The following is a 24,804-nucleotide window of genomic DNA, read 5'->3' as shown; positions in this document are numbered from 1 at the left end:
GGTGGAACCAGGTGAGGATGTCGTCGGCGAGGTGGGGGTGTGTTTCGTCGAGGTGGAGGTCGAGGGTGGCGGGTGGGGTGATGTGGGCCCAGGCGGCGAGGTGGCCGTCTGGGGTGTGCCAGAGGGTGGTGTGGGCGGGGTTGGGGGTGGTGGTGTGCTGGTGGTGGGTCCAGGCGAGGTCGCCGATGTGCCAGAGGGTGGTGGGGGTCCATAGGCGTTGGGTGAGGTGGTGCATGGCGGGTAGGTGGGCGGGGGCGGTCATGGGGTGACGGTAGCCGGGGGTGGGACCCCAGTTAAGGGGATTTTTGGGGCAAAGCGGGTCAATTGGGGCTGGTCAGGGCCGATTTTGCGACGAATCGTCACGAGCAGTGGAAGATTCGTGTCAGCATCGATGACATGTATGGGTCATATGGGACTGCCGTAAATGCCTGTGACTGGCTGTCCGCCCGGTAGTCCCGCGCCCCTCCCCCTGCCTGGAAAGAAGTCCCGCGTTGCGTATCTTGCTGCTGTGCTCCTCCTTCAACGGCCTGACCCAGCGTGCCTGGCTGGAGTTGCGGCGGGCCGGTCACGACGTGAGCATCGAGCTGGCCCTGTCGGCTGAGGCGATGGTGGAGGCGGCCGAGCTGGCCAAGCCGGATCTGGTGATCTGCCCGTTCCTGAAGGATCGGGTGCCGTCGGCGTTGTGGCGGGCGCACCGTACCGTGATCATTCATCCGGGGCCGCCCGGGGACCGGGGGCCGTCGTCGCTGGATTGGGCGATCTTCGACGCCGAGGCGGAGTGGGGTGTGACGGCGCTGCAGGCGGTGGAGGAGATGGACGCGGGCCCCATCTGGGGTTTCCGGACGTTCGCGATGCCGGAGGAGGCGCCGCGCAAGTCGGCGTTGTACAACGGGCCGGTCGCGGACGCGGCGGTGGAGCTGGTGGCGGAGGTGGCGGCCAAGGCGGGTGACGCCTCGTTCGTGCCGGAGCCGCTGGACTACCGCTCCCCCGAGGTCCGGGGGCGGTTGCGGCGGGCGATGCGGCATGCCGACCGGGAGTTCTCGTGGTCGGAGTCGACGGAGGAGATCCTGCGGCGGGTGCGGGCGGCCGATGGGTCGCCGGGCGGGCGGGCGCGGTTGTGTGAGCTGCCGGTGCGGGTGTTCGACGTGTACCGGGGTCCTGAGCTGTCCGGTCCTGCGGGGCAGGTGGCGGGGCGGCGTGAGGGCGCGGTGCTGGTGCACACCGGTGACGGGACGGTGTGGGTGGGGCATGTGCGGCTGGAGCAGGAGGGCGCGATCAAGCTGCCGGCGGCGATGGCAATGGGTGAGCGGGTGGCGGGGGCGCCGGAGCGGTCGGGTTACAGCGAGATCACCTATGACCGCAGTGAGGGTGTGGGGGTGGTGAGTTTCGACTTCTACAACGGGGCGATGTCGACCGAGCAGTGCCGGCGGCTGGCCTCGGCGCTGCGGTACGCGGTGGCGCAGGATACGCGGGTGCTGGTGGTGCGGGGCGGGGAGGTGTTCTCCAACGGCATTCATCTGAATGTGATCGACGCGGCGCGGCATCCGGAGCTTGAGGCGTGGATGAACATCAATGCGATCAACGCGGTGTGCCGGGAGATCGTGGGGTGCACGAGTCAGCTGGTGGTGGCCTCGATCGGGGGTAACGCGGGTGCGGGCGGGGTGATGATGGGCCTGGGCGCGGATCGGGTGGTGGTGCGGGATTCGGTGGTGCTGAATCCGCATTACCGGACGATGGGGTTGTTCGGGTCGGAGTTCTGGACGTATGTGCTGCCGCGCCGGGTGGGTGCGGAGCGGGCGCGGCGGTTGACGCAGGAGGCGTTGCCGATCGGGGCGGTGGAGGCGGTGGAGTTCGGGCTGGCCGACAAGGCTCTGAGCGGGTCGCGGCTGGATTTCGAGCGGCGGGTGCTGGAGTACGCGGAGCGGCTGGCGGCTGATCCGGGTTATGATCGTTTGCTGGCGGGGCGGCGGCAGGTGCGGGAGGTCGATGAGCGGCGTAAGCCGCTGGACGCCTATCGGGCCGAGGAGCTGGCGGAGATGAGCCGCGACATGTTCGATGACCAGAATGGTTTCCGGGCGGCGCGGCGGGGGTTCGTGCATAAGGTGAAGGCTCAGGCGACTCCGGAGCATCTGGCGAGTCTTCGGGAGTTGTCCGGCGCGTCGGCCCCTTCAGGCACGGAAGCATCTCATATGTGAGATATGGTCTGCTGTTGTGGCAGATGATTACCTTGTGCGGATCGGCCGGCTGATCCGGGACGCGCGTCAGCATCGTGGTTGGACGCAGCTGCAACTGGCTGACGCTCTGGCGACGAGTCAGAGCGCGGTGAACCGGATCGAGCGCGGCAATCAGAACATCAGTCTTGAGATGATCGCCCGGATCGGTGAGGCGCTCGACAGTGAGATCGTCTCGCTCGGCTATGCGGGGCCGATGCATCTGCGGGTGGTGGGCGGCCGGCGATTGTCGGGCAGCATCGATGTCAAGACGTCGAAGAACGCGTGCGTGGCGCTGCTGTGCGCGTCGTTGCTGAACTCCGGCCGCACGATCTTGCGGAAGGTGGCGCGGATCGAGGAGGTGTACCGGATCCTGGAGGTGCTGGCCTCGATCGGGGTCCGGGCGCGGTGGATCAACGAGGGCAGTGATCTGGAGATCGTGCCTCCGGCGCGGCTGGAGCTCGAGGCGATGGACACCGAGGCCGCTCGCCGTACCAGGAGCGTGATCATGTTCCTGGGGCCGCTGATGCACCGTACCGAGCAGTTCCAGATCCCGTACGCGGGCGGCTGCGACCTGGGCACCCGTACGGTGCAGCCGCACATGTCGGCGCTGAAGCACTTCGGGCTGGACATCACCGCGACCGGCGGGTTCTATCACGCGCGGGTGGATCGGGCGGTGGCGCCGTCGCGGCCGATCGTGCTGACCGAGCGCGGCGACACGGTGACGGAGAACGCGTTGCTGGCGGCGGCGCGGCACGACGGGGTGACGGTGATCCGTAACGCCTCCTCCAACTACATGGTGCAGGACCTGTGCTTCTTCCTGGAGCAGCTCGGGGTGCGGGTGGAGGGTGTCGGGACGACGACGCTGACGGTGCACGGCCTGCCGTTCATCGAGCGTGATGTCGACTACTCCCCCTCCGAGGATCCGGTGGAGGCGATGAGCCTGCTGGCGGCGGCGGTGGTGACCTCTTCTGAGCTGACGATCTGCCGGGTGCCGGTGGAGTTCCTGGAGATCGAGCTCGCGGTGCTGGAGGAGATGGGCCTGGACCACGATCGGGGCCGGGAGTACGCGGCGGCCAACGGGCGTACGCGGCTGGTGGACCTGACGGTGCGGCCCTCGAAGCTCACCTCCCCCATCGACAAGATCCATCCGATGCCGTTCCCCGGCCTGAACATCGACAATGTGCCGTTCTTCGCGGCGATCGCCGCCGCGGCGCAGGGTTCGACGCTGATCCACGACTGGGTCTACGACAACCGGGCCATCTATCTGACGGAGCTGACGCGGCTGGGGGCGTCGGTGAAGCTGCTGGATCCGCACCGGGTGCTGGTGGAGGGGCCGACGCGGTGGCGCAGCGCGGAGATGATGTGCCCGCCGGCGCTGCGGCCGGCGGTGGTGGTGCTGCTGGCGATGATGGCGGCCGAGGGCACGTCGGTGCTGCGCAACGTGTATGTGATCAACCGTGGTTATGAGGATCTGGCCGAACGGCTGAACGCGCTGGGGGCCAGGATCGAGACCTTCCGCGACATCTGAGGGTTGTTGTCGGTGCGGGCCGCTACCGTCATCCCTGGATGTCGTCGTTGGAGGGGGTGGCCGGTGCGGCCTGCGGAGCTCGACCGGTTGACGGTGGCGGAGGCGGCGGACCGCTATGTGGAGCTGGTGCGGGCCAAGACGCTGACGGGGGCGTTGTCGCCGTCGACGGCGGAGGTCTACGCGCGGGATGTGGCGACGCTGGTGGAGCTGGCCGGTGAGGCGGTGGTGCTCGACGACCTGACCGGGGCGGATGTGGATGCGATCCTGCTGGCCTTCGCCCGCCGTCCCGACGGCCGTCTGCGGGAGGGGACTGTCCGGGAGGCGGGTGCGGGGCCGGGGCAGTCGCCGTCGTCGCAGGCGCGCTTCCGGCGTTCCATCTCGGCGTTGTTCAAGCATGCCGCTCTGGCCGGGTGGGTGCAGATCAATCCGATGACGCGTTCCACGGTGACGGCCAAGCAGCGGGGCGGGTTGCGGGCGGAGCGGCGGGCGCTGACGCGGGAGCAGGCGCAGGGGCTGATCGGGGCGGCGCGGGCTCTTCCTGAGGAGGCGCCGGAGCAGGGCGGGCGGCGTGACCAGCGCACGGGGCTGCGTGACGCGGTGATCGTGCTGCTGCTGGCCACCATGGGGCCGCGGGTGTCGGAGCTGGTGCGAGCGAATGTGGAGGATTTCTTCACCAACGACGGGGTGCTCTACTGGCGGATCTTCGGCAAGGGCGGGCGTACCCGGGATGTGCCGTTGCCTGATGACGTGGCGCTGGTGCTGCGCGAATACCAGGCGCGTGAGCGGCCTGCGGTGCAGGACAAGGCGTTGCTGCTGTCGTGGCGGGGGCGGCGGCTGGCGCGCGGGGACGTGCAGGCGGTGATCGATCGAGTGCAGGCCCGGGTGGCGCCGGACCAGCGGCGGACGGTGACGCCGCACGGGCTGCGCCACACGACGGCGACGCATCTGCTGGCCGACGCCGTCGACATGGACGCGGTGCGGCGGGTGCTGGGGCACAGCGACCTGTCGACGCTGGGGCGTTACCGCGATGAGCTGCCGGGTGAGCTGGAGGTGGCGATGCGGTCCCATCCGCTGCTGCGTGACCGGCCGCCGTCCTGAAGCCGCCGTCCTGAGGCCCCTCCTGAGGCCCCTCCTGGGGCGCGCTCAGGGGTGGCTTGCCGGGTGTCTCAGTGGGTGCCTCAGTGGGCCTCAGTGGCCGGCGCCTGGTGCGGGGGCACCTCGTGCGGGGGCCGCGGGGTGGGCGCCCTGGTCCAGCTCCTCGAACAGGGCCGCGGCGCGGCCGGCGGTCGCCTGGGCGCGGCGGCCGGTGCTGAGCAGGCCCAGGGCCAGGATGCCGGCGCCGAGGGCGAGCACGAGCCACCACACGCCGTGTTCGGCGCTGCTGTAGGCCGCCGCGCCGCCGGCCAGTGACGGGCCCGCGATCGCGCCGGACACGGCGACGCCCAGGGTGGTGCCCGTCTGCCGGCCGGCGGAGGCCAGGGAGGTGGCCAGCCCGGCCATCGAGCGGGGCATGCCGGAGACCGCCGTGTTGGTGATCGGCGGGTTGACGGTGCCCAGGAAGATCCCGTACAGCAGGCAGATGGCGAGCACGGCCGCCAGCGGGGTGGCCGGGCCGAGCCACAGCGACGCGGCGCCGCCCAGCGCCAGCGCGGTGCCCGCGGTGAGAAGCGGCAGCCGGGGGCCGCGCGTGCCGACCATGCGGCCCGTGAGCGGGGACAGCAGCAGCACCGGCAGGCCGACCGGGAGCATGCACAGCCCGGCCGCCAGTGCCGGCAGGCCGCGTACGTCCTGCAGGTACTGGGTGGTCACGAACAGGAAGGCGTTGAAGGCGCACAACGCGAACAGCGCCATGAGGATCGCCGAGCTGAACGGCACGCTGCGGAACAGGCGTAGTTCCAGCAGCGGGTCGGCGCGGCGCGGTTCGTAGCCGAGCAGGGCCACGGTGGCCAGGGCGGCGACGGCGAGCAGGGTGAGGATGAGCGGCGAGGTCCAGCCCAGTTCCCGGGATTCGATGATCGCGTACGTGAGGGTGCCCAGCACGACGATGACCAGGCCCTGGCCTACGGGGTCGGGGCGGCGTGCCCGGCCGGCGCGGGACTCGGGCACGAACAGGGCGGTGCAGACGATGGCGGCGGCCACGATCGGCACGTTGACCCAGAAGATGGAGCGCCAGCCGAGGCCGTCGACGAGGGCGCCGCCGAGGATGGGGCCGAGCGCGAGCGCCAGGCCGGACACCGAGCCGAACACGCCGATGGCCCTGGCTCGTTCGGCGGGGTCGGTGAAGGTGCTGGCGGTGATCGCCATCGCCACCGGGTTGAGCATCGTGCCGCCGACGGCCTGCAGGGCCCGGGCGGCGATGAGCCAGCCGATGCTCGGGGCCAGGGAGCACAGCAGTGAGCCGAGCCCGAAGGCGGCCAGGCCGATCTGGAAGACGCGGCGGCGGCCGGCGCGGTCGGCGGTGGATCCGGCCAGCAGCAGGAAGCCGGCCAGGACCAGGGTGTAGGCGTCGACGGTCCATTGCAGGCCGGACACCGAGGCGTGCAGGTCGCGGCGGATGGCCGGCAGGGCGACGTTGACGATGGAGATGTCCATCACCACGACGATCATGCTGGCGCAGCAGATGGCGAGCACGAGGTAGCGGCGGCGGCTGAGCTCGCCGGGGGTGTTCATGCGGGGTTCGCCTGGTGGGGTGGTGGTGGCAGGGGTCAGGGCGTTCATGACTATGGACGGTAGGAATGAGAGCGCGCTCGAAGTCAAACGGGCCACGCGCCGGGCGGGCGATCCCGGTGTTCGGGCGCGGGCCTGCGATGGCGCGTTCAGAGGGGGGCGTTCAGAGGGGGCGTTCAGAGGCGCGGGCGGAGGGCCCGGGGTGCCCGCGCCGGTGTTCGCGTGCCGGTGTTCGTCCTGGTGTGTGTCAGAGGCGGCGGTGCAGGAGCATGCCGGGCCAGTGGCCCACGGTGAAGGGGGCCAGGCGGGTGAAGCCGCAGGATTCGTAGTAGGCGACCAGGCGGCCGTCGTCGCCTGCGTAGCAGTCGACGCGCAGCAGGGCGGTGCCGCGGGCGCGGGCCTCCTGGGCGGCCCAGTCGAGCAGGGCGCGGCCGACGCCGCGGGTGGCGTGGCGGCGGTCGGTAACCAGGGCCTGGACGTACAGTTCCGGTTCGGTGGCCGGGGTGACGTAGTCGTGGGCGGCGCCGACGGAGATGCAGCCGGTGGGGTGGCCGTCCTGTTCGGCGATGCGCAGGCCGCCGCCGGCCAGCCAGGTGGCGACCTGCTGGGTGCGCTCGGGGTGGCCGGTGAACGGTTTGACGCCCCATTGGCCGGTTCGTCCCTGGGCGGTCAGCCAGGCGACGGCACTGTCGAACATGGCCAGGACGACGGGGACGTCACCGTCGCGTCCGGGGCGAATGTGCATGAGGGTTCAGCCGTTCTGTGGTGGTGCTCATCGTGCGGTGCGGTGCGGTCGTCACGGTACGGGGCCGCGGCCTGGCCGTCAGGGCCGGGGCCAGTACTGGTGCTGGTGTGTCAGGTCTTGTCCTTCAGGGCGCTGCCCTTCTTCCACTGGGAGAACGACATCTGCCAGTAGCCCCAGCCGTTGTTCCACTCCAGTTCGCGTTTGGTGCCGGTGATGTCGACGACGTCGCCCCGCTGGAAGTGGTCGTAGAACCATTTGGCCTGGTCGGGGCGGGCGTTGACGCAGCCGTGGCTGACGTTGCGTACGCCCTGGGCCCAGAGGTTGTTCTTGGCGTGGACGTATTCGCCGGAGTTGGAGATGCGCACGGCGTGGTCGATCATGACGTCGTAGTAGCCGGGGTCGCCCTTCTTGCGGCCTGGGGAGATCATGCGGACGGGGTTGCCGCGTTCCATGGTGAGGTGGACGCCGGAGGTGGTGGTGTATTCGCGGGTGGTGGCCATGCCGGCGCTGATGCGCATGTTCAGGACGCGTTTGCCGTCCTTGTAGACGTACATCATGTGTTTGGCGGCGTCGACCTTGCTGATCTGCTTGGCGCCGATCTTGAGGTCGGCGGTGTAGTCCTTGACGCCGTAGAGGCCCTTGCCGGCTTTGATGCCGGTGATGTTGGCGTTGAAGGTGACCTTCTGGTGGGCGGGCCAGTATTTGGCGGTGCGGTAGATCACGACGGTGTCGTTGATCCAGCGCCAGGCGCCGTCGACGGGCTTTTCCGCCTCGACCTTCAGGGTGCGTTCGATGGTGGCCTTGTTGGTGACGGGCTGGTTGAAGGTGACGATGATGGGGGCGCCGACGCCGAGGGTTTCGCCCTTGGCGTTGGGGGTGACGTCGGCCACCTGCAGGGCGCGTTCGGGTTTGGCGGTGGTGAAGGTGCTGGTGGCGGTGGTCACACCGGCGGTGGCGGAGACGTTGTAGCTGGTGGAGGGCTTCAGTGCCGTCTTGGAGGTCCAGCGGGTCTTGTCGGTGTTGTATTTGCCGTCGAGGTGTTCGCCGTCGGCTTCGACGGTGACGTCGTCCAGGGCCGCGCCGGCGGCTGCGACGACGATCTTCTTCTCGGGGCTGACCTTGCTGGTGCCTTCGGCGGGGGTGATGGTGACGGTGGGGGCCTGGGGGGTGGCCACGGTGGTGCCCTCGGGTGTGTCGGGGTCGGCCGGGCCGGCGGTGCCTGCGTTGGAGCAGGAGGCGGTCAGGGCAGCCGCGGTGAGCAGCGCGAATGCGGTGGCGAGTCGCCTCCGTGCGGGCGCAACGTTCAAGACTGTCCTCTCCCCAAGGGCACCAAAAGGCACCCCAAAAACCTTAATGCTCCCACATGTAAGACGCGGAATCCTTTGAGAGAGTTCGATCACATTTCAATTACTTATTGGCGGGCGGCGCTGGTCAGGCGATGGGTCAGGCCGGTGTGCCGGCGCCCCGCTCCCCTGGTGCGTACGGCCTGCGCCAGCGCTCGCCGGGAGCCGACGATGACGACGAGTTTCTTGGCCCGGGTGATGGCGGTGTAGAGGAGGTTGCGCTGCAGCATCATCCAGGCGCTGGTGGCCAGGGGGATGACGACGGCGGGGTATTCGCTGCCTTGGGAGCGGTGGATGGAGACGGCGTAGGCGTGGGCGAGTTCGTCGAGTTCGTCGAAGGCGTACTCGACGGATTCGTCCTCGTCGGTCAGGACGGTGAGTTTGTGTTCGTCGGGCCGGATGTCGGTGACGATGCCGACGGTGCCGTTGAATACCCCGGCGGTGCCTTTGTCGTAGTTGTTGCGTAGTTGGGTGACTTTGTCGCCGACGCGGAAGACGCGGCCTCCGTACCGGCGTTCGGGCATGCCGTCGCGGGCGGGGGTGAGGGCTTCCTGCAGGGCTGTGTTGAGGGCGCCGGCGCCGGCGGCGCCGCGGTGCATGGGGGCCAGGACCTGTACGTCGCGGCGGGGGTCGAGGCGGAAGCGGCGCGGGATGCGGCGGGCGACGACGTCGACGGTGAGGGCGGCGATCTCCTCCGGCTCCTCGCAGGGGAACAGGAAGAAGTCCTTCATGCCCTCCAGGACGGGGTGGCGGCCGGTGTTGACGCGGTGGGCGTTGACGACGACGCCGGACTCCTGGGCCTGGCGGAAGATCTGCGTCAGCCGTACGCGGGGGACGTCGTCGGCGGCGAGCAGGTCTTTGAGCACTTCGCCCGCGCCGACGGAGGGCAGCTGGTCGACGTCGCCGACGAACAGCAGGTGGGCGCCGGGGGCGACGGCCTTGACGAGCTTGTTGGCCAGCAGCAGGTCGAGCATGGACGCCTCGTCGACGACGACGAGGTCGGCGTCGAGGGGGTTGTCGCGGTCGAAGGTGGCCTCCCCGCCGGGCCGCAGCTGCAGCAGGCGGTGCACAGTGGTGGCCTCGTGCCCGGTCAGCTCGGCCAGGCGCTTGGCGGCGCGGCCGGTGGGGGCGGCCAGGATGACGCGGGCGCGTTTGGCGCGGGCCAGCAGCACGATCGACCGTACGGTGAAGCTCTTGCCGCAGCCGGGCCCGCCGGTCAGGACGGCGACCTTCTGCGTCAGCGCCAGGCGCACGGCCTGGCGCTGCTCGGTGGCCAGCTCGGCGCCGGTCTGGGCGTGCAGCCAGGTCTCGGCGCGTTCCCAGTCGACGTCGGTGAAGGCCTTGAGCCGGTCGTGCCCGCCGTGCAGGAGGGTGAGCAGGCCGGAGGCGAGCGCGGACTCGGCGCGGTGGAAGGGCGGCAGGTAGACGGCCGGTACGAGGTTGTCGCCCGCGGGGATCTGCTCGCGTACGGCGCCTTCGCCGGCGACGAGCTCTTCCAGGCAGGCCGAGACGAGGTCGGCTGGCACCTCGAGGATCTTGACGGCGTCGGCGACGAGGTTGGGGGCGGGCAGGTAGCAGTGGCCGTCGTCGGCGGCCTGCGACAGGGTGTAGCGCAGGCCGGCCTTGACGCGTTCGGGGCTGTCGTGCGGGATGCCGACGGCCTGGGCGATGGTGTCGGCGGTCTTGAACCCGATCCCCCACACGTCGTCGGCCAGCTGGTACGGGCGGCTTCTGACGACGGAGACGGAGGTGTCGCCGTACTGCTTGAAGATGCGCACCGCGATGGAGGTGGACACGCCGACTCCCTGAAGGAAGATCATCACCTCTTTGATGATCTTCTGTTCGTCCCAGGCGGCGGCGATCATCTTGGTGCGTTTGGGGCCGAGTCCGGGCACTTCGACCAGGCGTTCCGGCTGCTGTTCGATGACGTCGAGGGTGTCGGTGCCGAAGTGGTCGACGATCCGCTCGGCCATCTTGGGGCCGATGCCCTTGATCAGGCCGGAGCCGAGGTAGCGGCGGATGCCCTGCACGGTGGCGGGCAGCACGGTGGTGTAGGACCACACCTCGAACTGGCGGCCGTAGCGGGGGTGGGAGGTCCAGCGGCCCTGTAGCCGCAGCGACTCGCCGACCTGCGCGCCGAGCAGGGGCCCGACGACGGTCAGCAGGTCGGCGCCGGTGCGTTCGGTGGCGACCCGGGCGATGGTGTAGCCGGTCTCCTCGTTGGCGTAGGTGATGCGCTCAAGTACTGCGTTCAATTCGGTAGCGATTTTTTCGGAACCCGCGTCCGGGGTCCTCTCGGCCTTCCCCACGCGGATGAGACTAGGGCAGATCTTCATGAGCGCGACACCTTCCGCGAGCCGCTGGACGAGCGATCCATCGTCGAGACGTGACCTCTTCTCCCCCCCTCCCGAACCCGGCCTGTCTCGCATCGCGCGGGCAAAAGCGCTTGCGTCCGCCGGCCGGCTCAGTGACCCTCCTCAGCGCCCCCACTCGGGTCCGTGTCACCAGCCCGGGCCATGTTGGCTCGTCGGGCTTGCGCTCGGCCTCGGGGTCGTCCTCGGTGAGGGTGGCCAGGTCAGTGAAGGCGTTTGCGATGAGGTCGACGGTGAGGATGACGCGGCGCGGTAAGTGCCGGCTACGGCGCCCGATCACGACGGGCACGGTGACCCGGACGCAACGCCGCATCGCGGACACGGGTGACGCTCGACCTCATCAGCGTCATGGGCGCGTTCCTCGCCGGTAGCGGACACGCTAACGACCCTGCGGGCCCTCGTCAGGTGTCCGCCCTGGCCTGCGGGGAGGAGCTTGCCGTACGAAACGGTTCCGTTGCGGGTGCATCTCTCGCACCATGGGTCTCTGGGCGCGAGGCTGCGTCCAAGCGTGGGTCAGTCGTTGGTGACCCAGTCCATGTGTTCGATCCAGTGGGTGAGCAGCGCCCGATCCCCCTGCAGTTCCAGCGTGGGAGTCGCGTCCAGTGGGCGACGCCTGCTGATCACGAGCAGGAGCTCGACGGCTGGGCCGCTTACCACGACGTCCGCCTTGGTGTGCGTGCGCTCCAGCACGACCATGTCCTGTTCCCGGCGTGCCACCCACTCCCCCGGCGCGTCGGTTGCGTGGAAATGCAGAGTCTGACCGCCCCCGCGCATCGCATTGGCGAAGCCCGGCTTGTTCTCCCAATAGCCGCGGGAAGTAATCGTGTCCAGCCAGTCCTCGAGGGCCGCGACGGCAAGCTCCGGCGCCAACTCGTACCGCATGCCGAGCGCCGCAGCCGCGTCCGCGCGATGTACGCAAGCCTCGGCGAACAGCCGACGTGACCAGAACGGCACGCCTGCGGCTCCGCCCGACGGATCCCACACCGGCGTGTCGTCGGCGACCGATGCGAACGCCTGACTCGCCTCGGCCGCGCCGTCGCTCAGCCAGGCGCGCCACTGGCTCGAATCGGTCGGACCCGGAACGTAGCCGGCGAACGCCTTGCTCGGTTCGGTCATCTGCTCGCCCACGAGCATCGTCACCATACGCTGTGTCCCGCCGACATGGTCGACAAGATCGGCCAGCGTCCACTTCGGACATGTCGGCACCGGGGCCGCCGCATCCCTGCCGTGCACCCAATCGGCAAACGTGCTCGTCTGCTCGACAATGGCCTTCGCATACGCGGATGTGTCCATCGCTGCACCTCCAAGTGCTTTGTGATCTACCCGAGGTTCGCGGGCCAGGTCACTCAATGCCGACCGCCAGTCGGTGTCGACGACCAGGGGCCCGTGGTATCCGCACTTCGGGGGGTCAGGTCATCTTGCTTTGGCCTCCGTCGATGACGTTGTCGGCGCCGTTGATATTACGGGCTGTGCCGGTGGCGAGGAATAGGACGATGGCGGCGACCTCGTCGGGTTCGGTGAGTCGTCCGGTGTTGAAGCCGGCCTTGGCGGGGGAAGCCCGCCTTGGCGGGGAAGCTGCTCCGCATCGAGGCCGGCCTGCATCAGCCGCGCGCGGCGAACCTGGCCGCTCTCATGCCCGGCGTCACCAGGAGCGGGCGCACCGTCGTGTTGGACGCCGAGACCATGACGGCCGCCTACGGCAGCGCCTATCCAGTGTGAGCAGGGCTGCAACACCACCCCCGTGACGTCGCGCCACTCCTTGGCCTGACGCACATCGATGCCCGCCGCGGACGCCTCAACGACCGGTAAGGCCAGGTGAGCGGCCTCGAACTCCGCGGACGCGATGAGGGCGCAAGCCGAAGCCTGCGCCATGGTCGCCGGCCACATCGGGCGTGAATTGCCGGCCCCCATGTCGAACCGCTTGGCGATGTCGGTGTTGTCCTTCGGGGCGCCCTCTCGGGTGGACGCGACTCTCTGACGCGGCCATCGCTTACCCGTAATGGGAGGACCGCCTTCTGTCTCGACAGGTAAAGGCGATGCATCCGGAAAGGTATGCGATCGAACAATAAACGCGGTCGACGGTCAGCCTTCCCCAATAAGTGAATTGGCGAGACATTGATTATCGTTGACTCGCTCTGAGAAATCCTGCGATAGACTTCATTATTGCTTCCCGCATCTTGTGGGGCTGCGATAAGAGCAGCGAGGGGAATCGTAATGTCGAAACCCAAGACCTGCCTGAAGTCGATCGCCGCATCATTCCTGGTTTTCACCGTTCTACCGCCCCCGTTCGCGGGCGCGGAGAGTAGCCGTGATCGGGGTCCTGACACCTGGATCACCAACAAAATCACAGGCGGGCAGCTCTTCGTCGACATACCGCGCGGATGTCGCTATAACGTCGAGAATCCTGATTGCGTCCTCGGCTCACGCGTTCGGCTGGGTGCCCGAATCGGCGGCAACTACCACGCCTTCTTCTTCGAGAACGCGCCCGGCGGCGGCTGGGACCAAATTAAATGGATCGAGCTGAAGGGCACGAAATGCCTGGATGTGGCAGGTGACGGTAAGGCTAATGGCACCGCCGTAGTTCTGAGGGACTGTAATAGAGGCCTCAACCAGCAGTGGCGGACGGATATGTTCTACGCGGGCCCTCACAAGGGTTTCAAAATTCTCGTAAGCATCAGCAGCGGTAAGTGCCTCGACGTCGCAAACGGGGCGTACCCTGACTGGCCGCGTCCCGATGCTCCCCTGCAGATATGGGACTGCTTCCATCCCACCGAGCTGAGGAAGGCTGCGAATCGTGTCAATCAAGTCTGGGAGTACCGGGGAAGGTAGTGCTCTGCGGACGAGATGAACGCTTGCGAACGGCGACCCGGTAGAAGCGCGTCGGGTCGCAGAATGGGAGACGGCCCTCAACGCCGGCGTTGGTGACCTTCAGGCCTTCCGAGTGGATCCGCTCGGCGAGCAGCGGGCACGCCTGACCGATCTCGGCCTGCGCCTTGTGCGGCATCTCGATCACCTGGACCACGTGGTTCGCGGCCAGCGCCGGAATGTCGGCCTCGACCCGCTCGATCCCGGGGTGTTCGGCGGCCTCGCGCGCGCACCGCAGGTCCCGCGATTTCGGGTCCATACGGACGATGCAGGCGACCAGGCCCCGCACGTGCTGGCCCGGCTCGTACGTGATGGCGGCCGAGTCGATCTAGCCGAACAGCGCACACACGTCGCGGCAATGAGCCGCCGCTGCACGGCCTGCGCGAGCGCGGACTTCAGTCTGGGCGGCGCCTGCCGCAGGGTGTAGCCCGCCGGCGTGCACCGATTGGTGTGGAACCGCGGCCAAGAGGCGAGGCCACCGTGGGATCGTCCCCCACCGGCCGGCCGGGACGTCCGCGATCAGGTGGGAAGCCATGGGGCCCACCGCGACGAACGCCCTCAGCTCCGACGCGGCCATGACCGGCTGCGCCAGGTGCAGATGCAGCGGGATTTCGCCGTGCCGGTCGCCGGCGGCGTGGAGCACGCGTGGAGCACGCCAGGGGCGCCGCTCCTCCACCCACGACCGCCGGGTGATCCGGAGCCCCGGCGGGTACTCGGGCTGTGGCCTTTCCCGGCACCTCGCATCGGCACGTCTTCAGCGGCGTTGGCCTGCAGGTGAGTAGGGGGTACTCACGACAGTCCGCGAGATGTCGCCGAACCTGAAGGGGCCTTAGCTTCGCACCGGAAGGAACGGCCATGGCTGAGAAGTTGTACGCGTCCTGGGCGTCGGGATACACGGCATTCCCCGAGACCGCCAATCTGAGAACGTTACGCCAGGGATTTGGGGTGACCTTCACGATTCCGGCCGGCCGGGCCGAATGGATCCACCTGCAGATCCCCACGCCGGTGATCGTGGAGAACGACCGCGCCACCCTGGAGAAGGTGCTGGTCCTGTTCCACGCACGCCAGAACAGCGAGATCGTCGAGGTGCACGTCTTCGACGGGCCCCGCCGTATCTCCAGGTTCTCGGACATGCGTCTTTCAGGCGATCACTCCCAGGGAGTCGACGCCAGGAACATCTTCACCGTCCGCCAGGCCAACATCGCATTCGGGATCGGCGTCACCCTGCGCGTCAACAACATTTCGGCCTCCAGCGACAGCGAGTTCTTCATCAGCAGCTTCGGCGGAGACTTCTTCCACAACGTTTGAAACCCCGTGCCGTACACAATCCTGGCCGAGCTGAGGCGCGACCAGGACCGCACGCGGGAGGTGGCCCAGCACGTGTGGTCGCCGTGTGAGGGCCGGGGCGTTCCAGCGGGCTTGCTCCATCCGCCGCACCGCCCCGCCCACCCGCGGCAGTGTCGGGCGGCGCCATCGACGACAGCACGCGCAGCACCTCCCGATAGGTCGCGGACATCTCGGCGAGTCCCCTGATCCCGCCCCGCAGCCCTTGGCGTGCGTCGGGGCGGGCCGAGGCTTGGAACATGCGGCCGATGCCGACCGGCTCCGACAGCGGCCCCGCGTCTCCGCCGGTAGACCCCCACCGCTTGGTCAGCGCAGCGGCAGGGCGGGGACCGCTCTGTGGCCAAGCGGAGGCGGCCCTGCCTCTACTGATGGAACATGGATGCAACTCCACCCATAGAGGCAGGGACGGCAGATGACACCCAAGGCCCGGCGCGTAACCATGGTCTTCTCCGCGCTGCTCGCGGTCCTGCTTGGCGGGGCGCTCCTGCTCCTTTCGCCCATGGCGATGGGAGCCTTGGCGAAGGCCGTCCCCGGGCTCGATTGGGCGGTGCTCAGCGCCGTCGGGCAAGCGTACGGGGCCATCACGGCGCTGTTGACGGCCTTGTCGCTGGCTGGCCTCGTGGTGTCGATACTCGTCCATGCCCGAAGCGTGCGCGTGGCGAGCGAGCAGACCTGGCGCATCACGCAGGTGGAACTCGCCAAGATTTCCCTCGAAGACCGAAGCTCGTGCAGGCGGAAGGCATCTCCTGGCACGGGCCGGATGACGACCTGCCGCTGAGGCTTCGCATACTCGTCAATCTCTGGATCGAGCAATGGCGATCCATGTACAACCACGGGCTGATGGACGACGCGGAGATCCGCCGGCTCGCTTCGGGTCTTTTCGCCGGAGAGGCGGGCAGGCGGCACTGGTTGAATCACGGCGGAGGATACAAGGCAGACCGGCGCAATGCCCGGGCTCGTGCCTTTGGCCGAATATTCGATGAGGAGCTGGCGCGGTCCGTGCGTACGGCTGCGGTGCCGATAGTTTCCCCCAAAGCCGGGTCCGCCAAGAGGGGATGGCTGGTCGCAGCCGCGGCGGCTACCGCCTTGATCGCCGGAGTCTCGATAGGTCGCCGTCGTTTCGGATAGAGGCAGGAGAGAAGAAGACATGTCCTCGGGTCACTCGCTCCCGTAAAGAGGTCGCCGGTGATGGCCTTCGCGATCGTCAACGTGCACGTGCAGCAGGGGTGGGGCTCGGCATTGTTCAGCATCCTCGGTGGTCGTGGCCTTCTACGCGGGCGTGGAACGGCTGCGTAGAAGGCTGGGGCGTGCAGGTCGAACAGCGCGGGAACGCCTGCGCGAAGTGACCCCCCTCAGCCCAGCTCGGCCAGGTCGCCGGCGGTGAGGGTGAGGGCGGCCGCGGCGATGTTCTCCTCCAGATGGCCGAGCGTGCTGGTGCCGGGGATGGGCAGCGTCACCGGTGAGGTGGCCAGCAGCCAGGCCAGCGCCACCTGGGCCGTGCTCGCCTCGTGACGGGCGGCCACGCCCGCCAGGCGGGCCGGGTCGAGGCGGTCCTGGCCGCCGCCGAGGGGGAAGTACGGCACGTAGGCGATGCCGTGCCGTTCGCACTGCGCCAGAACGTCGGAGTCGTCCCTGTGGTGGACATGGAACAGGTTCTGGACCGCGGCGACGGGGGCGATGGAGCGGGCCTCGGCGAGCTGGCCGGCGCCGGCGTTGCTGACGCCGAGGTGCCGGATCAGCCCTTCGCGGCGCAGCTCGGCCAGGACGGCGAAACGCTCGCCCGGTGACTCGCCCCGTGACTCGCCGGGGGCGCCGCTGAGGCGCAGGTAGACCAGGTCGAGGTGGTCCCGGCCGAGGCGGCGCAGGTCTTCTTCCACCAGGCCGCGCAACTGGCCGGCGGTGGCCTCGCCGGTGGGCAGGAAACCGCCCTCCAGAATCGGGCCCACCTTGGTGGCGATCACCAGGTCCTCCGGGTACGGGGACAGCGCCCGCCGGATGAGCTCGTGCGCGCGCAACTCGCCCGCGCCGTAGAAGCCGGCGGTGTCGATGTGGTTCACGCCGAGCTCGGCGGCGCGGCGCAGCACCGCGACGGCCGTGCCGGGGTCGCGTACCGAGCCGCCGAGGGCGAGCCGCATCGCGCCGAAGCCGAGCCGGGCGACCCGGCGCTCGCCGCCGAGGAGGAAGTGGGCAGGGGGCGTGTTCATGGTGGTCATCCTCGGTAGCGGGCGGCCAGGGCGGCGAAGGCGGCCTTGGGTTCCCAGGGCAGGCCGGGGTAGGTGTCGCTGTGGCGGCCGTCGAGGACCTTGACGATGCCGTAGCTGGCCAGGTCGAGGTCGGCGCGGGAGTCGCCGCCGGGACGGTGCGGGAAGTCGTGCAGCGCGAAGGTGAAGACGAAGGCACTGTCGACGCCCGCCGCGTCGAAGATCTCCAGCAGCTCGCCGATGTAGGCGGCCTGGCCGGCCTCGTCGCGGGTGTACTCGCCGTCCAACCGGGCGGGCCGGCCGCCGTCGTACTGGACGATCTCCAGGCCGCGGGCGCCGCGATCGCCCGCGCCGTGGAAGGTGGCCGAGCCGAACTCGGTGATGGCGACCGGCTTGTCCTGCGCGGCGAGCGTGCGCACGCCCTCGCTGAACTGGGCGGCGACCTCGGCCGAACGGTAGAGGTCCATGCTGACGATGTCGAAGGGCGTCCAGTCGAGGCGTTCGAGCGGGATGGCGGCGTAGGTGATCCGGCCGCCGAAACGCTCGCGGATCAGCGGCACCGCCTCGCCGAGGAAGGCGTTGACCCGGGTGCTGAGCTCGCCGGCCAGCTCGGGCAGGCGATCGGGACGCTCCAGCAGCAGCTCCAGCCGTTCGGCCTGGGTGCCGCCGGGCAGGAACCCCTTGTTCATCAGGCTCAGCTCGGCGCCGGCGACGAACACGATCTCGGCTCCCCGCCGCCGCAGCCGCTCGGCGCGCCCGGCGCAGTCGGCGAACAGCGCGAGCATCTCCTCGGTGGTCAGTTCCAGCGGGTAGGGCGAGAACCACACCTCCAGGCCGAGGTCGGCGGCGTAGGTCGCGGCCAGTTCCAGCCGTTCCGGGTCGCCGCCCATGACGCGGACGGCGGTGCAGTGCAGGTCGTCACGGATGATGGTCAGCTCGCGCCTGACCACGTCGGGGTCGAACGGCTCGCGGGAGGTCGACTTCTGGTGGACGAAGCCGGTGTCGTAGCTGATGCCCTTGGCTCTCACGGGTCTGGTCCTTTCTGCCGGGGGTCCCGACGCTACAAACAAAACATGCGTGTACGCAAATTTGCGTACACGCATGTAAGGTAGGCTGAGGCGGTGACGACACGACGGGCCGGGTTGCGTGAGAGCAAGAAACAGGCCACCCGGCAGGCGCTGCGCGAGGCGGCGCTGCGGCTGGCCCTGGAGCGCGGCCCCGACAACGTGCGCGTCGACGACATCGCCGAGGCCGCCGGGGTCGCGCCACGCACCTACAACAACTACTTCTCCAGCCGCGAGCAGGCCATCGTCGCCGCCGTCACCGCCGAACGGGAGGCACGCGTCGCCGCGGCGGTGGCCGCCCGGCCCGCCGGCGTCCCCCTCGCCGACGCCGTGGTGGAGGCGATCGTGGAGCAGTACACCGACCCGGGTGAGCACGCCCGCGACGCGCTGCTGCTGATCAGCACCCGCCCCGCGCTGCGCGAGGCTTTCCTCGGCACCGCCGCCGCCATGGAGCATCCCCTCGCCGGTGCGATCGCCGAGCGGCTCGGCGGGCAGCTCGGCGATGAGGAGCTGAGCGCCCGCGTGCTCGCCGCGAGCGTGGCCGCCGCGGTCCGCGTCGCCCTCGAACGATGGCTGCGACCGGCTCCGGCGGCGGGCGGGCTCGTCGTGCTGTCCGGCTCGCTGCCCGGCCTGCTGCGGGCCGCGCTCGCGCCGCTGGCCCCCGCCCTGGCCGCCGCCGAAGGACCGGCCGGCGGGACGAGCTAGGCCTCGCGCCCATCGGGGGTCCCGGTAGCAATGAAGAAATTTTCAACGAAATAGCGTCTGACCTGCGATGATCCCGGACTCATCGGCTAAAGTCTCGATTCGCTTACGGTGCGGATCATGAGCGACGACGATCCTTTAGTTCAGCGGGGACGTCGGCGTTGGTGGCCGTGCCGGAGTCGTCGATGTCGGCCCTGCCGCCGCCGAGGGGGTAGAAGGGGACGAAGGCGATGCTGGCCCGCGTGCAGGCGTCCAGGAGGGCGGTGTCGTCACGCTGGGCGATGTGGAAGTGGTTCTGGACGGCCGCGACGGGGGCGATCGTGCGTGCTTCGGCGAGATGGGCGGCATCGACGTTGCTGACACCCAGGTGGCGGATCAGACCCTGCTCGCGCAACGCCGCGAGCACCTCGAAGCGTTCGGCGAGCGACTCGCCGTGCGGGGGGCGCGTCGTGCGGGGGGCGCGCCGTGCCGAGGCGCAGGTAGACCAGGTCGAGGCGGTCCAGGCCCAGGCTTTCGAGGTTGGCCTCCACCTGGGGCCGCAGATCGGCGGCGCCGCCCTGGCCGGGGCCGCCTGGGCCGAAGAACGGGCCGACCTTGGTGGCGATGACCAGGTCGTCCGGGTACGGGACAGGGCCTCGCGGATCAGGGTGTTGGCGCGCACCGAGCCGTTGCCGCTGCGGTAGAAGTCGGCGGTGTCGATGTGGTTCACTCCGAGTTCGACGGCGCGGCGCAGGAAGGCGCGGGCGGACCCGGGGTCACGGCCGGGCCCGTCCCAGTCGCGCTGGGCAGGCGCATGGCGCCCAGGCCGAGCCGGTCGATCGTCAGGTCGCCGCCCAGGCGGAACTGGCTGGTCATGTCTCTCCTCGTGAGGTGGTGCCGGTGACGAACGTGACCGTCTCCTCCAGCGGCGCCCGGCCCGTACGGATGGACTCCGCCGTCACGTCCTCGAAGCCGATCGACATGCCGCAGAACAGGATGAGGTCGTCCGGGGGCGAAAGGATCTCCGCGACGGTCCCGCGATACACCGACCACGCCATCTGAGGGCAGCTGTGCAGCCCGTCGGCGCGCAGCAGCAGCATGACGGTCTGCAGGTACATGCCGACGTCGGACCATTGGGGCCGGCCCATGTCACGGTGGATGTAGCAGAACAGGGCGGCGGGCGCGCCGAAGCACTGCCAGTTGCCGGCGGCGGCCCGCTGGCGCGCCTCCCAGTCCTCGCGCTCGATGCCCAGTGCGCTGTAGCGCTCCTTGCCGAAGGCGGATCGGCGCTCGTGGTAGGGGGATGGCAGCGCCGGCGGGTACATCTCGTACTCCCGCTCGTCCCAGGGGTCGCCCGCGGCCACGCGCTCGCCGGCGCGCCTCTTGAGCTCGGCCAGCGGCCCGCCGGTCAGGACGTAGGCGTGCCACGGCTGGAGGTTCGATCCGGACGGCGACCACGCCGCGGCGGACAGCACGCGCTCCAGCACCTGCCTCGGGACCTGCCGGTCGGCGAATCCGCGCACCGCGCGCCGGCTCGTGACCGCCTCATAGACATCCATGATCGCTTACTGCCCCAGATCAGCTTCGGCGAAGAGGCCCGTCTGGAGGAGCGGTGATCCGTTCTTACGCCTCGTCGGCCGCGGGATGGGCGAACCGGGTCAGCAGATGCGTCAGCTGCTCGGCCTCGCCGGGCCCCAGCTCGGCGACCAGGCGCTCGGCCACCGGCTCCGCCGCCACATGGGCCGCGTCGAACAACTCGACGCCCGCAGGCGTGATCTCCACCGCCCGCACCCGCCGATCCCCGGGAACGCTCCTGCGCACGGCCAGCCCCTTGCGCTCCAGGTCGTCCACGACGCGCATGATCCCCGCCTTGTCCGACCCCGTCGCCGCCGCCAGATCCCGCTGCACCGTGGCCCCGCGCTCGACCAGCACGAGCAGCACGGCGAAATGCCGCAACTCGATGCCGAGCGGCCGCAGCGCCTCCGTCATCACCGCGGCCGCGTGCCAGTGCGCCCGCCGCAGCAGCAGGCCCAGAGCGAAAGGCGAGGCATCCCCGGGGCGGTCGGTCGCACGAGGGGCACTTCTCGCGTGCGGAACATCGGCGGTCACGAGGGAAGATTATCCGAACGCCCGCCGCCCCCGTCCGCCCTGACCCGCCGCCCGCCCGCCAGCCGGCGCCCGCCATCCGCCATCCGCCGTCAGGCGTCAGGCGTCAGGCACCAGGCACCAGCCGGCGGGCGGCAGGCGGCAGGCGCCGGTCCAACACCGGCCAGCCGGCACCGGTCCAGCGGCTACCCTTGTCGGTCATGACTCAGGTGGGACAGCCGACGGCGCGCGCCCTCATGCGCAGGCTCGCCGTCGAACAGGCTGAATGCAGGGTGCCGTCGCTGACGGCCGCGATCGTCCGCGACGGGCGGCTGGCGTGGTTCGGCGGGCGCGGCCGCGTCGGCGACGCCGCCCCGACCGCCGCCACCCAGTACCGCCTGGGATCGATCACCAAGAGCATGGTCGCCGTCGCCGTCATGCGGCTGCGCGACGAGGGCGCCCTCGACCTGGCCGACCCGCTGGAACACCACCTGCCCGGCACCCGGCTCGGCCACCTCACCATCGCCCAGCTGCTGTCCCACACCGCCGGCCTGACCGCCGAACCGCCCACCGCCTGGTGGGAACGCACCCCCGGCATCCCCGCCGCCGACCTGCTCGCCCGCCTGGGCCCCGCCGAGCTCAAACACCGCCCGGGACGGCGCTTCCACTACTCCAACGTCGGCTTCGCCGTCCTCGGCGAACTCCTCGCCCGCCTGCGCGGCACCACCTGGCTCAAAGCGCTGCGCACCGAAGTGCTCGACCCCTTGGAGATGCACGACACCACCGCCCGCCCCCGGCCCCCGCACGCCACCGGCTACGCCGTCCACCCCTGGGCCGACGTCGTCCTGGCCGAGCCCGAACACGACGCCGACGGCATGGGCCCCGCCGGGCAGCTCTGGTCCACCCCGCACGACCTGGCCCGCTGGGCGGCGTTCCTCGGCGGCGAGACCTGCGGCGTCCTGAGCCCCGCCACCCTCGCCGAGATGCGCGAGCCCGCCGGCGTCGACGACGGCGCCGCCTGGACCGCCGGGTTCGGCCTCGGCCTGCAACTGGCCAGGACCGGCGGGCGCCGCCTGGCCGGCCACAGCGGCTCCATGCCGGGCTTCCTGGCCACCGTGTGGGCCGAGCCCAGCGAAGGGCACGCCGTGCTGTTCATGGCCAATACCACCTCCGGCCTGAGCGCCACCCTGCTGACCGACCTGCTGGACATCCTGGAGGAGCACGAGCCGCGCCTGCCCGACGAATGGCGGCCCGCGCCCGCCGACCCCGCCCTGCTCGCGCTGACGGGCCTGTGGCACTGGGGGCCCAAACCGTACGCGCTGCGGCTGCTGCCCGAGCGGGGCCTGTCTCTGGAGCCGGTCGGCGCGGGCGGGCGGGCCTCACGGTTCGTGCCCCAGGACAACGGCACCTGGCTGGGCCTGGACGGCTACTACGCCGGAGAGACACTGCGCCTCGCGCCCGATCACCTCGACCTCAACACCTTCATCTTCACCCGCGAGCCCTACGACCCCGGGGCGCCCGTTCCCGGCGGGGTGAGCGACTGGCACGCCTGAACCCGGCCGCGGGCGACCGGTAACAGGGCCCGCGGGCGACCGGTAACGGGGCCCGCGGGCGGGTGGCAGCATGGTCGTGTGCGCGTGGCGATCCTGGGACCCATCGAGGTCGAATCCGCCCCGGTCGGCGGAGCCCGGCTGCGGTGGCTCCTCGTGCGCCTGGCGCTCGCGACCGGCCGCGCCGTCACCGTCGAGGAACTCACCACCGCCCTGTGGCCCGACGACCCGCCCGCCGACCCCGGCAACGCCCTGCAGTCCCTGATCTCCCGCCTGCGCCGCTGCCTGCCCGAGGCCACGGCGGTGGTGTCGCTGCCGGGCGGCTACCGGCTCGACGCCGACACCGACGCCGCCGAGTTCGACCGGCTCACCGCCCAGGCCCGCCGCGAGGCCGGCCCCGCCGCCCGGGCCGCGCTGCTGCGCCGGGCCCTGGGGCTGTGGCGGGGTACGGCCCTGGGCGAGGTGGCGGCGGCGCCGTTCGCCGCCGGATACGCCACCCGCCTCGAAGAATCGCGCCTGTCGGCCACCGAGGAACGCATCGCCGCCGACCTGACCCTCCTCACCGGCCCCGGCCCGAAGGACCGCGAACCAGACGGCGGCGCGCAGGACCCGCCCGCGGACGGCGACGGCGGGCTGGTGAGCGAGCTGGGCCCGGTGAGCGAGCTGGGCGGGCTCACCGCCCGCCACCCCCTGCGCGAGCGCCTGCACGCCCTGCGTATCAAGGCGTTGCACGCCGCCGGGCGGCGGGCCGAGGCACTGGCCGCCTTTGAGGCGTGCCGCCGGCGGCTGGCCGACGAACTGGGCGCCGACCCCGGCCCCGAGGTGCGCGAGGCCCACCTCCACGCACTGCGCACCGAACCGGCCCGCCCCGCCCGGACGAACCTGCGCGCCCCTTGACCAGCTTCGTCGGCCGCGACACCGAGTTGCGCCACCTTCGCCGGCAATTACGCGACGAACGCCTGGTGACGCTGGTCGGGCCCGGCGGCGCGGGCAAGACCAGGCTGGCCACCACCGCCGCCGCCGCCGAACAACTGCACGGGCAATCGCACGGGCAGGCAAGCGCCGTGTGGCTGGTCGAGCTGGCCTCCGTCACCAACCCCGGCGACCTGCCCCAGGCCGTGCTGTCCGCGCTTGGCGTCGCGGGCGCGCAGATCCAGCAGGCGGCCGATGAGGATCAGGTTCTCCGCGCCGGTCAGGTCCTCATCGACGGAGGCGTACTGGCCGGTCAGGCCGATGAGGCGGCGCACGCGGGAGGCGTGGCGCACCACGTCCAGCCCGCTGACGGTGGCGCGGCCGGAGTCGGGGCGCAGCAGCGTGGCCAGGATGCGCACGGCGGTGGTCTTGCCCGCGCCGTTGGGCCCCAGCACGCCCAGCACGGTGCCGGGCTGGGCCGAAAGGGTGATGCCGTCCAGGGCGGTGGTCTTGCCGAAACGTTTGACCAGCCCTTCGGCTTCGAATGCGTTCATAGGACGCATCGTGGGCGCCGCCGCTGTCAGCGCCCGCACAGATCGCTGTCAGGCGGGTACGGCCGCTCCCGCGAGGCCGGCGGCCAGGTCGGTGGCGGCACCCGCGGGCAGCGCGCCGTGCAGCAGCTCCACCCGGTGCACCAGGCGCGGCCAGGCCAGCGGCACGCCGTGCGCCCGCGGCCCGGAACCGCCGCAACCGGCGGAGACGGCGGAGACGGCGGAGACGGGCAGCAGGGTCAGGCCGTGCCCGGCGGCCACCAGGTTGAGCACCGTGTGCACGTCGTCGCCCTCGTAGTCCAGCCCGGCCGGGAAACCCTCGCCCACCAGCTCACGCAGCCGGGCCAGCGGGCACAGCGGCGTCTGCAGCCAGCGGGCGTCCACCAGGTCGGCCAGCCGCAGCCCCGCCCGCCCGGCCAGCGGATGCCCGGCCGGCAGCATCACCGCCAGCTCCTCCTCGCTCACCCCCTCGGCCGTCATCGGGCCGGCGTCCGGCAGGCGCAGCGGATCGCTCGGCGCCACGATCCCGTCGGCCAGCCCGAGATCGGCCTCGCCCCCGGCGAGCATCGCGATGACCTGCTCGGGGCCGCAGGTGCGCAGCCGCACCTCCAGGCGCGCCTGGCGGGCCCGCGCCGCGGCCAGGCGGCCGGCCAGGAGCGGGTTGAGGGCGAGCGGGGTGGCGG

At 70.5% G+C, this 24,804-nt stretch carries 25 protein-coding genes and 2 pseudogenes; 11 read left to right on the top strand and 16 right to left on the bottom strand.

Annotated elements, in window-relative coordinates; genetic code table 11:
- The coding region (locus ACFPZ3_RS66965; RefSeq protein ID WP_379524758.1) for a hypothetical protein at positions 1–262 on the bottom strand (262 nt) is incomplete at its 3' end.
- 229 nt (positions 263–491) lie between these two features.
- On the opposite strand from ACFPZ3_RS66965, the gene ACFPZ3_RS66960 reads away from it, so the two are divergent.
- From ACFPZ3_RS66960 to ACFPZ3_RS66950, 3 genes are all read left to right on the top strand, one after another.
- Positions 492–2,195 carry an enoyl-CoA hydratase-related protein gene (locus ACFPZ3_RS66960; protein WP_379524757.1) on the top strand — a complete coding sequence of 568 codons (1,704 nt, stop codon included), beginning with the start codon at positions 492–494 and terminating at the stop codon, positions 2,193–2,195.
- 16 nt (positions 2,196–2,211) lie between these two features.
- Positions 2,212–3,741, top strand: a complete 1,530-nt coding sequence (locus ACFPZ3_RS66955; RefSeq protein WP_379524756.1) for a helix-turn-helix domain-containing protein — start codon at positions 2,212–2,214, stop codon at positions 3,739–3,741.
- Positions 3,742–3,804: 63 nt separating this feature from the next.
- The gene (locus ACFPZ3_RS66950) at positions 3,805–4,839 is read left to right on the top strand and encodes a tyrosine-type recombinase/integrase (protein WP_379524755.1); all 1,035 of its coding nucleotides are present in this window, start codon (positions 3,805–3,807) and stop codon (positions 4,837–4,839) included.
- A gap of 90 nt (positions 4,840–4,929) precedes the next feature.
- Here ACFPZ3_RS66950 and ACFPZ3_RS66945 read toward each other — a convergent pair whose 3' ends face one another.
- From ACFPZ3_RS66945 to ACFPZ3_RS66920, 6 genes and pseudogenes are all read right to left on the bottom strand, one after another.
- Positions 4,930–6,459, bottom strand: a complete 1,530-nt coding sequence (locus tag ACFPZ3_RS66945) for an MFS transporter (protein WP_379524754.1) — start codon at positions 6,457–6,459, stop codon at positions 4,930–4,932.
- A gap of 196 nt (positions 6,460–6,655) precedes the next feature.
- On the bottom strand, positions 6,656–7,153 hold the full coding sequence (locus ACFPZ3_RS66940) for a GNAT family N-acetyltransferase (RefSeq protein WP_379524753.1): 498 nt from the start codon (positions 7,151–7,153) through the stop codon (positions 6,656–6,658).
- Between the two features lie 110 nt (positions 7,154–7,263).
- Entirely contained in the window at positions 7,264–8,460 is a 1,197-nt protein-coding gene (locus ACFPZ3_RS66935) for a L,D-transpeptidase (RefSeq protein WP_379524752.1), read from the bottom strand.
- A 104-nt stretch (positions 8,461–8,564) separates the two neighbouring features.
- Complete coding sequence (recD2, locus tag ACFPZ3_RS66930; RefSeq protein WP_379524751.1) at positions 8,565–10,805, bottom strand: SF1B family DNA helicase RecD2; 2,241 nt, start codon at positions 10,803–10,805, stop codon at positions 8,565–8,567.
- 576 nt (positions 10,806–11,381) lie between these two features.
- The gene (locus ACFPZ3_RS66925) at positions 11,382–12,161 is read right to left on the bottom strand and encodes a maleylpyruvate isomerase family mycothiol-dependent enzyme (RefSeq protein ID WP_379524750.1); all 780 of its coding nucleotides are present in this window, start codon (positions 12,159–12,161) and stop codon (positions 11,382–11,384) included.
- A 115-nt stretch (positions 12,162–12,276) separates the two neighbouring features.
- Positions 12,277–12,402: pseudogene (locus ACFPZ3_RS66920) on the bottom strand (SDR family oxidoreductase); the annotation flags it as partial.
- Positions 12,403–12,431: 29 nt separating this feature from the next.
- Here ACFPZ3_RS66920 and ACFPZ3_RS66915 point away from each other — a divergent pair.
- Together ACFPZ3_RS66915 and ACFPZ3_RS66910 are read left to right on the top strand one after the other, a co-directional pair.
- Positions 12,432–12,587 (top strand): hypothetical protein, encoded by a 156-nt coding sequence (locus ACFPZ3_RS66915; protein ID WP_379524749.1) that lies wholly within the window; start codon positions 12,432–12,434, stop codon positions 12,585–12,587.
- 495 nt (positions 12,588–13,082) lie between these two features.
- Positions 13,083–13,697 carry an RICIN domain-containing protein gene (locus tag ACFPZ3_RS66910; RefSeq protein ID WP_379524748.1) on the top strand — a complete coding sequence of 205 codons (615 nt, stop codon included), beginning with the start codon at positions 13,083–13,085 and terminating at the stop codon, positions 13,695–13,697.
- On the opposite strand, the gene ACFPZ3_RS66905 is transcribed toward ACFPZ3_RS66910, so the two are convergent.
- Positions 13,666–14,022 (bottom strand): hypothetical protein, encoded by a 357-nt coding sequence (locus ACFPZ3_RS66905; protein ID WP_379524747.1) that lies wholly within the window; start codon positions 14,020–14,022, stop codon positions 13,666–13,668. The two genes, ACFPZ3_RS66910 and ACFPZ3_RS66905, sit on opposite strands and share 32 nt — an antisense overlap.
- A gap of 566 nt (positions 14,023–14,588) precedes the next feature.
- On the opposite strand from ACFPZ3_RS66905, the gene ACFPZ3_RS66900 reads away from it, so the two are divergent.
- The 3 genes from ACFPZ3_RS66900 (at position 14,589) to ACFPZ3_RS66890 (ending at position 16,205) form a co-directional block, all read left to right on the top strand.
- Complete coding sequence (locus ACFPZ3_RS66900) at positions 14,589–15,041, top strand: DUF6623 family protein (protein WP_379524746.1); 453 nt, start codon at positions 14,589–14,591, stop codon at positions 15,039–15,041.
- A gap of 448 nt (positions 15,042–15,489) precedes the next feature.
- Positions 15,490–15,855 carry a DUF6082 family protein gene (locus tag ACFPZ3_RS66895; protein ID WP_379524745.1) on the top strand — a complete coding sequence of 122 codons (366 nt, stop codon included), beginning with the start codon at positions 15,490–15,492 and terminating at the stop codon, positions 15,853–15,855.
- A complete protein-coding gene (locus tag ACFPZ3_RS66890) occupies positions 15,804–16,205 on the top strand; it encodes a DUF6082 family protein (protein WP_379524744.1) in 402 nt (133 codons plus the stop codon). Before ACFPZ3_RS66895 ends, ACFPZ3_RS66890 begins: the two co-directional genes overlap by 52 nt.
- A gap of 224 nt (positions 16,206–16,429) precedes the next feature.
- Here ACFPZ3_RS66890 and ACFPZ3_RS66885 read toward each other — a convergent pair whose 3' ends face one another.
- Both ACFPZ3_RS66885 and ACFPZ3_RS66880 read right to left on the bottom strand, forming a co-directional pair.
- Positions 16,430–17,281, bottom strand: a complete 852-nt coding sequence (locus ACFPZ3_RS66885) for an aldo/keto reductase (RefSeq protein WP_379524743.1) — start codon at positions 17,279–17,281, stop codon at positions 16,430–16,432.
- 5 nt (positions 17,282–17,286) lie between these two features.
- The gene (locus ACFPZ3_RS66880; protein ID WP_379524742.1) at positions 17,287–18,306 is read right to left on the bottom strand and encodes a hypothetical protein; all 1,020 of its coding nucleotides are present in this window, start codon (positions 18,304–18,306) and stop codon (positions 17,287–17,289) included.
- Positions 18,307–18,399: 93 nt separating this feature from the next.
- Here ACFPZ3_RS66880 and ACFPZ3_RS66875 point away from each other — a divergent pair, with 93 nt between their 5' ends.
- The gene (locus ACFPZ3_RS66875; protein WP_379524741.1) at positions 18,400–19,047 is read left to right on the top strand and encodes a TetR/AcrR family transcriptional regulator; all 648 of its coding nucleotides are present in this window, start codon (positions 18,400–18,402) and stop codon (positions 19,045–19,047) included.
- A 115-nt stretch (positions 19,048–19,162) separates the two neighbouring features.
- Here the strand turns inward: ACFPZ3_RS66875 and ACFPZ3_RS66870 are convergent, their stop codons facing one another.
- The 4 genes from ACFPZ3_RS66870 to ACFPZ3_RS66855 form a co-directional block, all read right to left on the bottom strand.
- A complete protein-coding gene (locus ACFPZ3_RS66870; protein ID WP_379524740.1) occupies positions 19,163–19,753 on the bottom strand; it encodes an aldo/keto reductase in 591 nt (196 codons plus the stop codon).
- Positions 19,750–19,899 carry a hypothetical protein gene (locus ACFPZ3_RS66865; RefSeq protein WP_379524739.1) on the bottom strand — a complete coding sequence of 50 codons (150 nt, stop codon included), beginning with the start codon at positions 19,897–19,899 and terminating at the stop codon, positions 19,750–19,752. The genes ACFPZ3_RS66870 and ACFPZ3_RS66865 overlap by 4 nt, the downstream gene beginning before the upstream one ends.
- Positions 19,896–20,582 (bottom strand): nitroreductase, encoded by a 687-nt coding sequence (locus tag ACFPZ3_RS66860; RefSeq protein WP_379524738.1) that lies wholly within the window; start codon positions 20,580–20,582, stop codon positions 19,896–19,898. The genes ACFPZ3_RS66865 and ACFPZ3_RS66860 overlap by 4 nt, the downstream gene beginning before the upstream one ends.
- 64 nt (positions 20,583–20,646) lie before the next feature.
- A complete protein-coding gene (locus tag ACFPZ3_RS66855) occupies positions 20,647–21,132 on the bottom strand; it encodes a MarR family winged helix-turn-helix transcriptional regulator (RefSeq protein WP_379524737.1) in 486 nt (161 codons plus the stop codon).
- 197 nt (positions 21,133–21,329) lie between these two features.
- Between ACFPZ3_RS66855 and ACFPZ3_RS66850 the strand changes: the two genes are divergently transcribed.
- Both ACFPZ3_RS66850 and ACFPZ3_RS66845 read left to right on the top strand, forming a co-directional pair.
- Positions 21,330–22,661, top strand: coding sequence for a serine hydrolase domain-containing protein (locus ACFPZ3_RS66850; RefSeq protein WP_379524736.1), 1,332 nt, complete (start codon positions 21,330–21,332; stop codon positions 22,659–22,661).
- A gap of 78 nt (positions 22,662–22,739) precedes the next feature.
- Entirely contained in the window at positions 22,740–23,555 is an 816-nt protein-coding gene (locus ACFPZ3_RS66845) for an AfsR/SARP family transcriptional regulator (RefSeq protein ID WP_379524735.1), read from the top strand.
- 253 nt (positions 23,556–23,808) lie between these two features.
- Here the strand turns inward: ACFPZ3_RS66845 and ACFPZ3_RS66840 are convergent.
- Together ACFPZ3_RS66840 and ACFPZ3_RS66835 are read right to left on the bottom strand one after the other, a co-directional pair.
- Positions 23,809–24,124 (bottom strand): annotated as a pseudogene (locus ACFPZ3_RS66840) (ATP-binding cassette domain-containing protein); the annotation flags it as partial.
- Positions 24,125–24,172: 48 nt separating this feature from the next.
- Positions 24,173–24,804: LysR family transcriptional regulator substrate-binding protein (locus ACFPZ3_RS66835; RefSeq protein WP_379524734.1), on the bottom strand; the 632-nt coding region annotated here is incomplete at its 5' end.

It is taken from the genome of Nonomuraea insulae (assembly GCF_042656245.1).
The sequence above is the reverse complement of the archived record's forward strand: the minus strand, read 5'-3'. Positions and strand labels throughout refer to the sequence as shown.

What these genes read in the sequence shown, in the direction of transcription:
- ACFPZ3_RS66945 (WP_379524754.1), bottom strand. Translation starts at nt 6,459, where the DNA reads ATGAACGCCCTGACCCCTGCCACCACCACCCCACCAGGCGAACCCCGC.
- ACFPZ3_RS66940 (WP_379524753.1), bottom strand. Translation starts at nt 7,153, where the DNA reads ATGCACATTCGCCCCGGACGCGACGGTGACGTCCCCGTCGTCCTGGCC.
- ACFPZ3_RS66925 (WP_379524750.1), bottom strand. Translation starts at nt 12,161, where the DNA reads ATGGACACATCCGCGTATGCGAAGGCCATTGTCGAGCAGACGAGCACG.
- ACFPZ3_RS66910 (WP_379524748.1), top strand. Translation starts at nt 13,083, where the DNA reads ATGTCGAAACCCAAGACCTGCCTGAAGTCGATCGCCGCATCATTCCTG.
- ACFPZ3_RS66900 (WP_379524746.1), top strand. Translation starts at nt 14,589, where the DNA reads ATGGCTGAGAAGTTGTACGCGTCCTGGGCGTCGGGATACACGGCATTC.
- ACFPZ3_RS66895 (WP_379524745.1), top strand. Translation starts at nt 15,490, where the DNA reads ATGACACCCAAGGCCCGGCGCGTAACCATGGTCTTCTCCGCGCTGCTC.
- ACFPZ3_RS66885 (WP_379524743.1), bottom strand. Translation starts at nt 17,281, where the DNA reads ATGAACACGCCCCCTGCCCACTTCCTCCTCGGCGGCGAGCGCCGGGTC.
- ACFPZ3_RS66865 (WP_379524739.1), bottom strand. Translation starts at nt 19,899, where the DNA reads ATGACCAGCCAGTTCCGCCTGGGCGGCGACCTGACGATCGACCGGCTC.
- ACFPZ3_RS66860 (WP_379524738.1), bottom strand. Translation starts at nt 20,582, where the DNA reads ATGGATGTCTATGAGGCGGTCACGAGCCGGCGCGCGGTGCGCGGATTC.
- ACFPZ3_RS66850 (WP_379524736.1), top strand. Translation starts at nt 21,330, where the DNA reads ATGACTCAGGTGGGACAGCCGACGGCGCGCGCCCTCATGCGCAGGCTC.